Below are 13,230 nucleotides of genomic sequence, written 5' to 3'. Positions count from 1 at the left end.
TTCCTCATATATAATACCAATCAAATACAAATTGGCCATCAATATTTTAAACAAACCTATATTTTTAATTCATTTACCCTTACTTTCTCCATAAAGGACAAAACTTATACCTGCCCAATCAATAATACCTTAAACACATTATTCGAAACTGATCTTAAAAAAATTAAGGGTTTCCGCATGCTTGAAAAGTTAGACTTATCCCAGACGATAAATAACGAAGAATATAAAAAGAGTATGAAAACACTTGAGGTTAAACTCGGGGAACTTCAACGCCGGGCATGGGAGCTAAAAATCCCTATAATACTTGTTTTTGAAGGCTGGCACGCATCAGGGATGGGGGAAGATATCAACCGTTTTATCCTGCCCCTGGACCCGAGAGGATTTGATTTCCACACCATGACCAGGCCCTGCTATGAAGATCTCCTCAAGCCTTTTCTTCTGCGGTTCTGGGCGCGGGTCCCTGTAAAGGGAAGGATTGGGATCTTTGACCGGAGCTGGTACAGCCGGGCAGTAATCGAGCTTTATGGAAAAGAAAAAGACGAAGAACCCCTGGAAAATGCCCTGGAAGAGATTAACTATTTTGAACGCCAGCTTGCAGACGATGGATATCTGATACTCAAATTTTTCCTCCATATAAGCGAAAAAGAACAGAAAGAACGTTTCAAGAAAATCAAAAAAAGGGATATCCCTCTGATCCTCGATGAATATAAAGGAAAAAACGGAATCGAACAGGACTTTATCGAGCAATACGTTGGATACCTGCCTGTTATGGAAAAAATACTTGAGAGAACCGACGCTCCAAATGCCCCCTGGACAATTGTCGAGGCAAATGACAGGAATTTTGCAGTCCTTAAAATAATGGTAACGGTAACCCACGCGATTGAGACATATATTGAAGAGGTGACAAGGACTCCTGGGCAGCAGACAATCAAGTACCTTGACATTGGAAGTGTAAATCTCCCGATACTTAACGGTTCAACCCTGGAAAAGACCGACCTCTCTAAAAGTATTTCCATAGAAGAATACAGGGAAGCTAAAAAACTTTACCAGCACAGACTTGAAAACCTTCAGTATAAACTTTATAGAAAAAAACGAGCGGTTGTCATAGTCTTTGAAGGCTGGGATGCTGCAGGGAAAGGAGGAGACATCCACCGCCTTGTTGAAGAACTCAACCCCCGGCTTTACAGGGTTGTGCCCGTTGGTTCGCCAAACGATACTGAAAAAACCCACCATTATCTCTGGCGTTTCTGTGAAGCTGTCCCTATGGCAGGGCACATAACCATTTTTGATAGAAGTTGGTACGGACGCGTCCTTGTAGAAAGAGTAGAAGGGTTCAGTACGGAAGAAGAATGGAAAAGAGCTTATCGGGAAATAAATGAATTTGAAAAAATCCTTACCGATGCGGGGGTGATTATCCTCAAGTTCTGGCTCCATATCGATAAAGAAATCCAGCTCGAACGTTTTGAAAGCCGTATGAAAGATCCTGAGAAAAGCTGGAAGATTACAGAAGAAGACTGGCGAAACCGGAAAAAGTGGGAAGACTATAAAGTTGCAGCCGACGAGATGCTCCAAAAAACGAGTACAACAGGTGCCCCCTGGGTAGTAGTTGAGTCCCGAGACAAACATTATTCAAGGATAAAAGTCCTGAAAACCGTAGCTGAAACCCTTGAAAAAGAATTAAAGAAGACTTAAAAAATCAATTTGAATTGAAAAGATTAGAGATAAACAAATTAGAAACAGTTTAAGTCTTGAAAGGATTTGGAAAAGAATGGATGAAAAATTAAATGTCTGATCAAAAAATCAGAGTATTATTTTAAATTCTGAAGACTTTCAGCGCATTCAACAGGTTCAGTGCGTTTAACAGACTCAAGATACTTTCTGGAGCTTTTTCCACACTTTTCGGAACTTTTCACAGCTTTTTCAGAGCCCTTTTCAAGCTCATTTTTTTCCATCCTGTGCCTGCGCAAAGCTACATCAATACTTTTTTGCAGGTCCTTTTCGTCAAAGGGTTTCACAATATATCCCAGAGGTCCTGTCTTCCAGGCACGTTCCACTATTTTACTTTCGGAGCAGGCGGTCAGATAAATCACAGGCACATCAAAGCGTGCTTTGATCTCTTTTGCAGCTTCTATCCCGTTCATATCCCCTTTTAACATTATGTCCATCAGTACAAGGTCAGGAAAAGTGCTTTCGGTTTTACTTATGGCATCCTCTCCAGATGATGCAACGCCTGCTAGTGTATAACCCAAACTCTTTAACATCCGTTTTATTCCCATTGCGACAATATGTTCATCTTCAACTATCAGAATTCTACCTTCTGCCATGAATTGCACCTTCGTTTTTTACTTCAGCTCCTGAATTCTTTTTATTCCCCTATTTACTCTGCTGAAGCTATAGATTTCACTACCAATATCATAATCAATCTTTCTATCACTCGAATTCAAATCTTAGTCCTCTGTCAGAAAATACGTGTTTAAAGGCTTTTTACACCGGTTTATTGATGATGATCTCGAAGGGAACTGTAGTTATCCGTTAAGGGAAATACTACCGACATCAAACTTCAAACTTACATTCCTTTCTATCACCTTAAAGGTAAGAGGCAATACTGATGGTCTTGAATAACTTATGGTCTTCAATGACTTGCAAATTCCATATTATCCCCTGAGCACCCCTCTGGATTGCCATCATTTCATCTCTCCAGCGGACTTTATAGCCAGAGAAACTATGTGATCAAGCGAAGACTCGATCCGAGAGTTTTTCTTATACGGTGTTTCTATATAAATAAATCTATATAGCCTCCTCTATACGGTACTGACATAAAATAAGAGATAATTTCAAGGCTTTATCCTGTGCAGAACAGAAAGGTTATTGCAAGGGATATGCGATAATTTGATGCCGTTCAAAATTTTAACCTTAAGAAATTACCCTCCCCAAGGAGAGCCATTGCCCACAGGACATTAATTGTCTTCTTCTGCCTTTTCAGCAGTCTTATAACAGGATAGTGTAGAAAAAAGAAAAAACAGGATAGTGTAGAAAAAAGAAAAGAAGAAATCAATTGAAAAGGAGGCTCGTAAGGACAAAATTCCACCAGAATAAATCCCACGGAGGGAATATAAATAAAACCGATATTTCCCCTTCTCAGTCTTTTTTTTCCTCTTCAATCGCTTCCTGGTTTTCTTTTTCTTTCCTGTACCTGTGCAGGGCTATTTCTATATTGCTGTGCAGATCCTTTTCGTCAAAGGGTTTTACGATGTAGCCAAAGGGTCCGGTCTTTTTGACCCTCTCGACAATATTGCTGTCGGAATAAGCAGTCAGATAAACCACAGGCACATCAAAGCGTGCTTTGATCTCTTTTGCAGCTTCCACACCGTCAAGTTCTCCTTTAAGCATTATGTCCATCAGCACGAGGTCAGGAAAGGTGCTCTCGGCTTTGCTTATGGCATCCTCTCCGGATGAGGCGACACCTGTAACCGTATATCCCAGGCCCTTCAACATGCGCTTTATCCCTATCGCAACGATATGTTCATCTTCAACTATCAGAATTCGTCCTTCTGCCATTCCTTACACCCTTGGTTTGTACTTCAGCTCCTGAAAGACAATTACAAACGTGGTTCCCCTACTGGTATCAAGTTCTATGCACCCGTTAATCTGGTCTACAAGTGCGGTAACCAGCTGGAGCCCGAGGGAATCCGTGTTTCTGAAATCAAGGTTTTCAGGAAACCCTTTGCCGTTGTCACTCACTAACAGGGTCAACCTATCCTCTACTTTTTTATCCTTCTGTATGCTGCTACTAAGACCGGTAGAATAAACTTTCTCACTCTTAGCCACTTGATCTTCTGTATTTTTATAATTTTCTCTTTTCCCGGACAGATTTCCCCCTTCCCTGTGCAGCTGGATGCAGATTTCCCCGTCTTCACCTTTGGAAAAGGCATGTTTAAGGGCGTTTGAGACAAGTTCGTTGATGATGATACCAAGGGGAACTGCCGTGTCCATGCCCAGGAAAATGTTCTCAACATCAAGCTTCAGGCTGACTTTTCCACTGCCCGTGGAGTAGGCTTGGAAGAGGTAATCAGCAAGGTTTTTAATGTAGTCCGCAAAATCCACACTTACCATGTCTTCGGACTGATAGAGTTTTTCGTGGACAAGAGCCATTGACTTAACCCTGTGCTGGCTGTCTTTGAATGCTTCGATGACCTTTTCGTCAGTGAAGTTTCCAGATTCAAGGTAGAGCAGGGTTGAGATTACCTGCAGGTTGTTCTTGATCCTGTGATGGATTTCTTTTTTGTGGATTTCTTCTATCTGCAGCAGAGCTTCTTCGGCTTTTTTGTGCTCGGTGATGTCCAGGATAATGCCCTGGAGGTGGATTCCTCCTTTCCCGTCTCTCTGGATAAAAGTCCTCTCGTCCACCCAGCGGACTTCCCCGGATTTGGTAAAGATCCGGTATTCTGAGGTATAGACATCACAGCCCTCTTCCACATTTCTGGCAAGTTCTTTTTGCATCTTTTCCTTGTCCTCGGGATAGACAATGTCTCCGTAAAGAATTTCCTTTGAGGTAAAATTCTCAGCTTCATAGCCGAGTCTTGTAATGTTTTCCGAGACGAATTCCGCAGGCCAACCTTCTTCATATTTCCATAAAAAGACAATTACAGGACTATTATTGATGACTCGTTCCATTTCTTCTTTAAGCTTGTTGGAACGTTTCAGCTCCATTGCGTAGTCCAACAGAGCTTTTTCTGCTTCCCTGCGCTGAGCGGTAACAAGATCAAGAGCCATGCGAGTCTCTTCAATTCCGTCCGTAAGAAGCTTAAAGTCACCATGCCCGTGCACAAGGATCTCTCGCTTGAAATCATTATTCTGAAAAGCTGTCAGAACAGCATTGGAATCATCAATTATCCTGTTGAGGGTTTCTGAAAAATTATCAAGGGTATCCCCAAGCTCTCTGAACTCCCCCTGTACATCTACGTTGACCCGTTCCTTTAACTCCCCTTTTGCAAGGGCATTGGTTACCCTTATGGTTTCCCTGATAGGGATAATTACGGCTTTAAGGATTTCATTCAGACCAGTTGGGATTTCCCGGAAATCGATTTCCACATCGGTTTTTGCCCTTACATCAAGCTTTCCTTTAACCGCATCCTGGGCAATGCTCTTGAAGTCCTCAACGATTTCATCAATAGGTCTTGTGATAGAGCGGGCAATCATGTAAGCCAGGGCAGCCATGAACAGGATCGAAATTGCAGAAATGATCAGCAGCCTGTTCCGCAGGGCAGTAACTCCGGCAAGCATTTCCTCTTTTGGGACAACCAGGACGAAGGCAAAGTCTCCGGTTTCAACCGGTTCGTAAAACATAATAACGGTCTTGCCAGTGGTCGGGTCATCGATTTCGATGTTTCCTCCGATCCCCTTCTGTATATCACTGGCTGCCCTCCTAATTTCCTCCATGTCAAAATCAGAAAGGCTCTTCTTTCCGATCCAGTCCTTCTGTGTGGGATGTGAGAGAAAGATCCCGGTATTGCTCACCATGAAAGCATACCCGGTATCAAAAGTTTTGATCTCGCTTGCGACCTCGTCAACATATTCAAGGGGGACATCAACGCCAGCTATCCCTTTGAACTCTCCGTCTTTAAAAATGGGAGAGTCATAGCTCACCATGAATACTCCCTCATAAAAGTAGGGTTCGGTCAGGACGTCTTTACCTGTGGTTTCTGGAAGCTGGTAGTAGTCCGAGGAATCATAATTGACAAGGGGATCGATAGTCATCTGCCCATTAATCATATTGCAGTAAGGAACGAACCTGCCTGTTTCATCATGCCCCGGAGCATTCACATATTCGGAATCCCTGCCGTCAAAAGCATCCGGCTCATACCCTACATAGACCCCTATAAGATCGGGGTTCTCTTTTAGGATATTTTTCAGGATATCCATTGCCTCTTCCCGGTCGGAAGCTTCGTACTCGTCCATCGTGAGTGCAAGGGTTCTTGCAACGGCCCTGTTGGCTTTCATGTCCGCATCAAACTGGTTTGCGTAGTTGGAAGCCATTTCGATGGATTTCTGGTAGGCCAGCATTTCTTCTTGAGCCGTAACCGTGTTTATAATGACTGCCGTAGATACAGCCAGCACCAGAAAAACCCCCACAACAATTAAGATAACCAGCTTTGATTTTAAGGGGACGTCTTTGAACCTCATCGTACTAAACTTCCGCAATTGGTGTTTTTGAGAAAGAATCCCGGATGGAACGGTTATTGTTTAGTGTTTAAAAACCATGGGCATTAAACGTCTGTTACTTCCCGGGAGGATTTCCTGTAATGCATAAAAAGCTCCCTGCCCCAGCGAAGTGCACTTGCATCGAAGCTCATCACCTTTCTGTGGTCATATTTTCTCTGCCTGTCGAAAAGGCAGAGGTACATGAAACGATCGGTGACAGCAATGGTAGGAATACCAAGGCTTTCTTCACAGACCGCTACAGTTGTATTTTCGGAGTCAAAAAGAGACTGAAGGTCGCCGGGAGAGTCGTTTTTGAGCCTTTCAAATACGGATTCCGTCAGCACGAGTTCCACTTCAGCCTCACTCTTTGCAAGCTGCGAATATAAAGAAGGATACAGGGGATGATAATAAGAAAGAGAGCTCAGGATGCACCTGGATTTTGCAAGATTTTCAGTAAATTCCCTGGGGAGGTCAAAAAGGTGGTTCAGGTCAGGTTCGATAACCATGCATTCTCCAAGTTCACCAAGGCGCATGAACATCTCCTTCGGTATCACGTTTGTATCCCGGCTTGCCCAGTATTCCTTGTTTTCCTCGATGACCTCAAGTGTGTTGAACAGGGGCAGCATGTTCCCTACAACCAGTTTTCCAATCTCCGAAAGTTCATAAGTGTCCCCCTCCTGGAGGACCAACTCCTGCTTTTTCAGGATCTTGATCTGAGGCATCATCGCTTTAGCAGTCACATTGAGAGAGGTCTTAATCTGCTCGATGTCCCGGGGCCCTTCCATCAACAAGAAGAGAAGGTTTTTCCTTTTTTCAGAAAGCCAGATAGTATCGCATAAAGATGAGCTCATTGCTACTTTTATAATATTGGAAACCTTTTATTAATATGTTGTGTTATGAGAAATAAATTGATATCAGGAAATAAATTTGGATAGGAAGCCTGATCCTTCATTGAAAGAATAAAAAGAGTATCCCTTATCCTCTTTTGCAATTTCCTGACTTTTATCGATCCCGATTTTTACCGATCCCGATATTACAGGAAAACCCCGGTTAAACCTGAGAAATATACCTTTTTTCGGGTGGAGGTTTTTAAAGCTCTCAAAAATTATAACGGCATCAAAAAATCTCTTTGAAATAGTATTTTCCCACTACTCACTCCTTAACATGAAAGTTTTGAAAAAACCCCATAGGTTGGGCTATGTATTATTGGAGTTATAGAATAAATCACATACTAGGAAAATGATCAAACCTTCTGGAATAGACAAATTGTCTTGAGTAAATCCCCGGTGCAACAAAAGAGAAGGTTTGAAAAAAGATTAAAAGTGGTAAAAAACGGATTAAGTATAGTATAGAAAAAATATTGCATCCTTGAAAAGCAAGTACAAGAAATCTCAGGGAAGAACGATAGCTTTCCGGGCTGCATGTGGGAACGCAATCCGGCACTTACGGGACAAACTGAGAACAGAGAGATAAAAGGATATCTGAGTGCCATCAGATATATGCAGGCAGTTTTTAGCTGCTCGTGAACCCAGCAACAGCATTACAACATTTACCTGAGGGCTGTGACCTTGGAATTCAGGGTCATATTCTTCAGGTACCTCCAAATAATACCTGCTCTTTTTAGGATTTACCTGCTTTATTTCAAGTGATTAAAAGTTTTAGTGGCATTAAAAAATCGCACGAAATAAGTAATGTCCTGAGATTCTTTCCCTAACCCATGGTAGTTGAAGGAACTCCATAGGTTGGGCTATAAATAATAAATCATATAATAAAAGCTGTCAGGACAGCAAAAAGAGGTTCTTCCTGGCATGATTTGAGGCTCAAAAGAAGGGATAATTTTGAGAGGCAAACATAAGATGTAAAACCAGATACATCAAAAATAACCTCAAAGTGATATGAGTTTGGAACTCATCAAAAAGAACACCACCTTCAGAAAAAACAGAATATGAGTTTGGGAACTCATCGAAGAAAAGAAAATCTGTCAGGATATGAGAGAAAAACGAGAAAATGCCAGTTAAAATAAATTCTCATAAGGACCCCCGAACTGAGAGAGAAACCCAAATTAATGTATGAGAGAGGAAGCCCCGATTAGTATACGGTAATGGTCGAAAAGACCCTCAAGATCTCAAGTCAGGGTTTTGTGATGTTGTGGACATTATCCTGAATGGCGACTTGAGATAATGGCGACTTGAGATAATGGCAACCTGAGATAATGGCAACTTGAGATAATGGCAACTTGAGATAATGGCAACTTGAGATAATGGCAACTTGAGATTCATTCGAAAACCGGAGAATTCAGGCAGGTTTATGACCGGATCCAGTAGCTGTATAACATTGTCTCCTCTACCCCTGGAACAAACCGGCACAGTAAAATGACACTGGCAGTATCACTGTAATTACATCATTTCCTGCAGATTTCACCTTTTATTCTTTTTGATTTTATTTCGATTACTTTTTGATTTTATTTCGATTACTTTTTGATTTTATTTCGATTACTTTTTGATTTTATTTCGATTACTTTTTGATTTTATTTTCATCATCCCTATACTCCGATACACTTCAACAGTCCGGCTTTTATGATTGCAGTTTCTACCAGATTCACCATTGCAATTCGATCAATAGCAGCATTTATAATTTTTGCTTGTACTTTAATTCCCGGAACCTGATTCTGAATTCGGTTTCCCTGCTCGTGTCAAGCTCGATGCTACCTTCAACCTGCTCCACAAGGGAAACTACAAGCTGCAGGCCAAGGGAGTCGGTTTCTCTGAAGTCAAGATCTTCCGGGAAACCTTTACCATTATCCCTGACAATAAGTGAAAAACACTTTCCTGGGGCTCCTGCCTTGATTCCTTTTCCGGTGTCAAGCCTTCCGGTCCCTTTGCCATCCTTTCCGTTTTCTTCCTTTTTGAGGCGGACGCAAATCTCACCGTCTTCCCCTTTTAAAAAAGCATGCTTAAGGGAATTTGAGACGAGTTCGTTAATTATAATTCCGAGGGGGACAGCCGTATCCATCCCAAGGAAAACATTATCGACATCAAGTTTCAGGTTGATATTCCTGTCCCCTACGGAATATGCCCCGAAAAGATAATTCACAAGGTTCTGGATGTAGTCTGCAAAGTCTACGCTAATCATATCTTCAGATTGATAGAGCTTTTCGTGGACAAGAGCCATTGACTTAACCCTGTGCTGGCTATCCCTGAAAGCCTCGATTACCTTTTCGTCAGTGAAATTTCCGGATTCGAGGTAGAGGAGGGTAGAGATTACCTGAAGGTTGTTCTTGATTCTGTGGTGAATCTCTTTTTTGCGGACTTCTTCCATCTTCAAAAGGGCTTCTTCGGCTTTTTTATGTTCCGTTATGTCAAGAACAACGCCCTGGAGATGGATCTCGCCTTCCTCATCCCTCTGGATAAAAGTCCTTTCATCCACCCAGCGGACCTCCCCGGACCTGGTAAGGATCCTGTATTCAAAACTATAGTCTTCACAGTTGTATTCCACATTCCTTGCAAATTCGATCTTAACTTTTTCCAGGTCTTCCGGATAGACTATGTCCCCGTAAAGGATTTTTCTTGAAGTAAAGTCCTCTACCTCATACCCAAGCCTCGTAACGTTTTTCGAAACAAACTCTATTGGCCAGCCTTCTTCGTCCTTCCACAAAAAAACAATAACAGGGCTGCTGTTAATTATGCGTTCCAGCTTTTCCTTTAACTTGTTAGAATGCTCAAGCTTCCGAGCATAATCGAGAAGGGCTTTTTCTGCTTCCCTCCGCTGCCTCGTAACCCTGTAAAGGACCAGGCGAGTTTCTTCGATTCCATCGGTAAGAAGCTTGAAATCTCCCTGCCCCTGGACCCTGATAGGCCTCTTGAAGTTGTTATGCTGAAAGGTTGTAAGGACGGCGTTTGAGTCATCAATAATCAGATTAAGAGTTTCGGAAAACTTATCGAGAGTATCCTCAAGTTCTCGAAACTCTCCCTGCACATCGACATTGACCCTTTCTTTTAACTCTCCTTTTGCAAGAGCGTTGGTCACCCTCATGGTTTCTCTGATAGGAACCACTACGGCATTGAGAATTTCATTCAGGCCCCTGGGAATTTCCCGAAAATCGACCTCGACATCCGTTTCAGCCCTTACCCCCAGTTCCCCTTTAACCGCTTCATGGGCAATGCTTTCAAAGTCCTCAACAATTCGGCTAATTGGTTTTGTTACGGACCTTGCAATCATATAAGCGAGGGCAGCCATGAACAGGATTGAAATTGCAGAAATAATCAGCAACCGGTTCCTCAGGTCAGTTACCCCGGCAAGCATTTCTTCTTTTGGAACCACCAGCACGAAAGCAAAATCTCCGGTTTTGACAGGTTCGTAGAAAAGAATAACAGTCCTGCCTGTAGTAGGGTCTATTGTCTCTATATGCCCACCTATGCCGTTTTTTATGTCATCGGAGGCTTTTCCAAGCTCATCTTCCCCAAAATCAGAAAGGTTCTTTTTCCCGATCCAGTCATTATATGTGGGGTGGGAAAGTAGAACTCCGGTGTTGCTTACCATAAAAGCGTACCCGGTTTCAAAAGTCTTGACCTCGCCTACCACCTCGTCCACATAGTCCAGGGAAACATCCACCCCTCCGATCCCTGCAAATTTTCCATCCTTAATGATCGGAGAAACGTAACTCACCATGAAGACTCCTTCATAAAAGTAGGGTTCGGTGAGCAAATCCTTCTTTGTATTCTTTGGGAGCTGATAATAATCCGAAGTATCATAATGAAGAAGAGGAGCAACCGAAACAGTCCCGTTCATTTTATTCCAGTAAGGGACAAACCTGCCAGTCTCATCGTGGGCAAGTGCATTTATGTATTCGGCATCTTTCCCGTCAAAAGCATCAGGTTCAAAAGCAACATAGGTCCCGAGAAGGTGAGGGTTGTCGCGGAGCAGGTTTTCCAGAATCAGGAGGACTTCGGCCCTGTCTGTAGTCTCGTAGCTTTCCATGGTTGTGGAGATTGTCCTTGCAATGGCAAGGTTGGCTTTCATATCCGCATCGAACTGGTTTGCATAATTGGAAGCCATTTCAACGGACTGCTGGTACGCCAGTTTTTCTTCCTGTGTTGTAACCGTGGAAATAATCACGGCTGTGGAAGCCGTAAGGATTAGAAAAACCCCGAGTACGGTATAGAGAATCATCTTTGTTTTCAACGGGGTATCACGGAACATTGTTAATCCTCATTTTTTGTTTCCTTCTTTTTAGCTGCCTAACAGGGGAAAATTACTTTTGTGCCCCGAAAAAAGATCTGCTCTTAACCTCCGGAAAAATCAGGTACTACCGGATTATTATAAACAATTTCTATGAGCAATTAAAATATTTAAAAACTACTAAAAAACGCCTTAAAACATATCTAAAAATAGGATAAGATAAAAAGAAGGAATGCAGGATAGTTTCTGCACCCTTATAACTCATGTTGTGCTTTTGTCCGGTGCTGGTTTTTCTTTTTCTATCTTTATCGGGTTTTCATTCTGGGAATAGAACCAGAGAGGAATATAGAGGGCGAGCACAACGAAACCGACTATTGTGGAGGTCCATCCGACCTCAAGGCTATTGAGATAAACTACTCCCACCAGACAGAGAGGCAGGTTAAAGAACCCGAAAAACGCAGCAACATACTGCCAGCCCCCCGGAGCTTTGAAGGGTCTTTCAAGCCCTGAAAAGCGGGGATCGAACTTCGCTTTCACATATGCAAAAAGGCTGATCCCGTTAGCGCAGACATATCCGATTGCCGAAGCTGCCAGGATAGCTGCAGGCGTCCCGAGGAAGATGAAACCCATGTTAAAGAGAGCAATGACAATCATTGCATTGACAGGGGTTCCGTGGGCGTTCATCTTTCCGAAAAACGTCGGCAGATTCCCTTCTTCAGCCATTGAATACATAGCTCTTGAAGCTCCCAGGAAAGCTGTCTGGATGATAAGGACCATTGCCGCAATCAGCATGAGGATGGTAAGAGACCCTCCAATGGGGCCCAGGGTCATCTGAGCCAGGGGAAGCATTGGCGAAAAGGGCTCGGCCAGAATTCCATCGATGCCCAGGGTACCCGTACAGGCTGCCTGGACAAGGATAAAGGTCAGAAGGCAGATAGCCCCACAAATAAAGAGGGCTTTGGGCACATCAGACCTGGGCTGCCTGTACTCGGGCCCGTATATGGCTGCGGTTTCCCAGGCACAGGCGCTCCACTGAGCCATTGCCATGAGCCCGAGCAGGATAAGGATATGATTAAGATCCCAGCTCCAGTCGGTAGGAAGCCAGGCGCCTGTAATATTGCTGAGCTCAAAGTGCCCGGTTACGAAAGGTGCCAGGGAGATAATTATAAGCGGGGCAAGCGAAAGCACTGCAAGGATATATCCAAGTGTTGCTCCCCCTGAAAGCCCGCGGTAGTTGACAAGGATCAGGAACAAAAATACAGTCGCACCGGACGCCAGGTAAAGAGCCAGATCAGGTATACCTGCAAAGGCGGGGACAAGCCCTTTGAGGTAGCTTCCAATAAGAATTGAAAAGATAGCAAGCACGGGATTCCAGGCAAACCAGTAGCTCCAGGCACTGAAACCTCCGAGCAGTTTGCTTCTGTCATAACGCTTATTTCCGTCTTTTGCCCCGAACACGCTCTGGGCATACCCGGGCAGTCCGGAAGCTTTGGGGAACATTGTTGCAAGTTCGCCGTAAGCAAAGTTCTGCATGAAACCCTGGAAGACAGAAAGTGCCCACACAATTATAGCAAAAGCCCAGACATAACTTGCAAAATAGCCGATAGAAGGAAGGATCAGCACAGGAACCCCTAGAGCAATTGCAAGCCCCTGCTTCCAGTCAATTGTTCGCTGAAGCCCTCCGGTTTCAATATTATCGTCGCTCATTTCAACACACACTCCATTGGTTATTTGCTTTCATAACCTGAAAATTCGCACAGCTCTTACAGTATGGATAAGCCTGCAATACCTGCAAGCAGGAGAAGTCGGAGGAGGTCAGGACCTTGATTGTGAAGCTGCGCAAGCCATTAG

At 43.4% G+C, this 13,230-nt stretch carries 7 protein-coding genes; 1 reads left to right on the top strand and 6 read right to left on the bottom strand.

The window, feature by feature from the left end; genetic code table 11:
• Window positions 1-177 precede the first annotated feature (177 nt).
• The gene (gene pap, locus MSSIT_RS10810; protein ID WP_048172337.1) at window positions 178-1,692 is read left to right on the top strand and encodes a polyphosphate:AMP phosphotransferase; all 1,515 of its coding nucleotides are present in this window, start codon (window positions 178-180) and stop codon (window positions 1,690-1,692) included.
• Between the two features lie 116 nt (window positions 1,693-1,808).
• Here pap and MSSIT_RS10805 read toward each other — a convergent pair whose 3' ends face one another.
• The 6 genes from MSSIT_RS10805 to MSSIT_RS10780 form a co-directional block, all read right to left on the bottom strand.
• Complete coding sequence (locus MSSIT_RS10805; RefSeq protein ID WP_048172335.1) at window positions 1,809-2,324, bottom strand: response regulator; 516 nt, start codon at window positions 2,322-2,324, stop codon at window positions 1,809-1,811.
• An 814-nt stretch (window positions 2,325-3,138) separates the two neighbouring features.
• Window positions 3,139-3,558, bottom strand: a complete 420-nt coding sequence (locus MSSIT_RS10800) for a response regulator (protein ID WP_048172334.1) — start codon at window positions 3,556-3,558, stop codon at window positions 3,139-3,141.
• A 3-nt stretch (window positions 3,559-3,561) separates the two neighbouring features.
• On the bottom strand, window positions 3,562-6,183 hold the full coding sequence (locus tag MSSIT_RS10795) for a histidine kinase dimerization/phosphoacceptor domain -containing protein (RefSeq protein WP_048172332.1): 2,622 nt from the start codon (window positions 6,181-6,183) through the stop codon (window positions 3,562-3,564).
• 83 nt (window positions 6,184-6,266) lie between these two features.
• Complete coding sequence (locus tag MSSIT_RS10790) at window positions 6,267-7,052, bottom strand: helix-turn-helix transcriptional regulator (RefSeq protein ID WP_048172330.1); 786 nt, start codon at window positions 7,050-7,052, stop codon at window positions 6,267-6,269.
• A 1,777-nt stretch (window positions 7,053-8,829) separates the two neighbouring features.
• Window positions 8,830-11,400, bottom strand: a complete 2,571-nt coding sequence (locus tag MSSIT_RS10785) for a histidine kinase dimerization/phosphoacceptor domain -containing protein (protein WP_048172328.1) — start codon at window positions 11,398-11,400, stop codon at window positions 8,830-8,832.
• Between the two features lie 240 nt (window positions 11,401-11,640).
• On the bottom strand, window positions 11,641-13,086 hold the full coding sequence (locus tag MSSIT_RS10780; protein ID WP_048172326.1) for an APC family permease: 1,446 nt from the start codon (window positions 13,084-13,086) through the stop codon (window positions 11,641-11,643).
• Between the last annotated feature and the right edge of the window lie 144 nt (window positions 13,087-13,230).

It is taken from the genome of Methanosarcina siciliae T4/M, from assembly GCF_000970085.1.
Lineage (GTDB): Archaea > Halobacteriota > Methanosarcinia > Methanosarcinales > Methanosarcinaceae > Methanosarcina > Methanosarcina siciliae.
Note: the sequence above shows the minus strand (reverse complement) of the source record. Positions and strands in the feature narration are given on the sequence as shown.

Bases quoted from the DNA above. Each gene is read 5' to 3' on its own strand.
- pap (WP_048172337.1), top strand. From the start codon at position 178: ATGCTTGAAAAGTTAGACTTATCCCAGACGATAAATAACGAAGAATAT.
- MSSIT_RS10805 (WP_048172335.1), bottom strand. From the start codon at position 2,324: ATGGCAGAAGGTAGAATTCTGATAGTTGAAGATGAACATATTGTCGCA.
- MSSIT_RS10800 (WP_048172334.1), bottom strand. From the start codon at position 3,558: ATGGCAGAAGGACGAATTCTGATAGTTGAAGATGAACATATCGTTGCG.
- MSSIT_RS10795 (WP_048172332.1), bottom strand. From the start codon at position 6,183: ATGAGGTTCAAAGACGTCCCCTTAAAATCAAAGCTGGTTATCTTAATT.
- MSSIT_RS10790 (WP_048172330.1), bottom strand. From the start codon at position 7,052: ATGAGCTCATCTTTATGCGATACTATCTGGCTTTCTGAAAAAAGGAAA.
- MSSIT_RS10785 (WP_048172328.1), bottom strand. From the start codon at position 11,400: ATGTTCCGTGATACCCCGTTGAAAACAAAGATGATTCTCTATACCGTA.
- MSSIT_RS10780 (WP_048172326.1), bottom strand. From the start codon at position 13,086: ATGAGCGACGATAATATTGAAACCGGAGGGCTTCAGCGAACAATTGAC.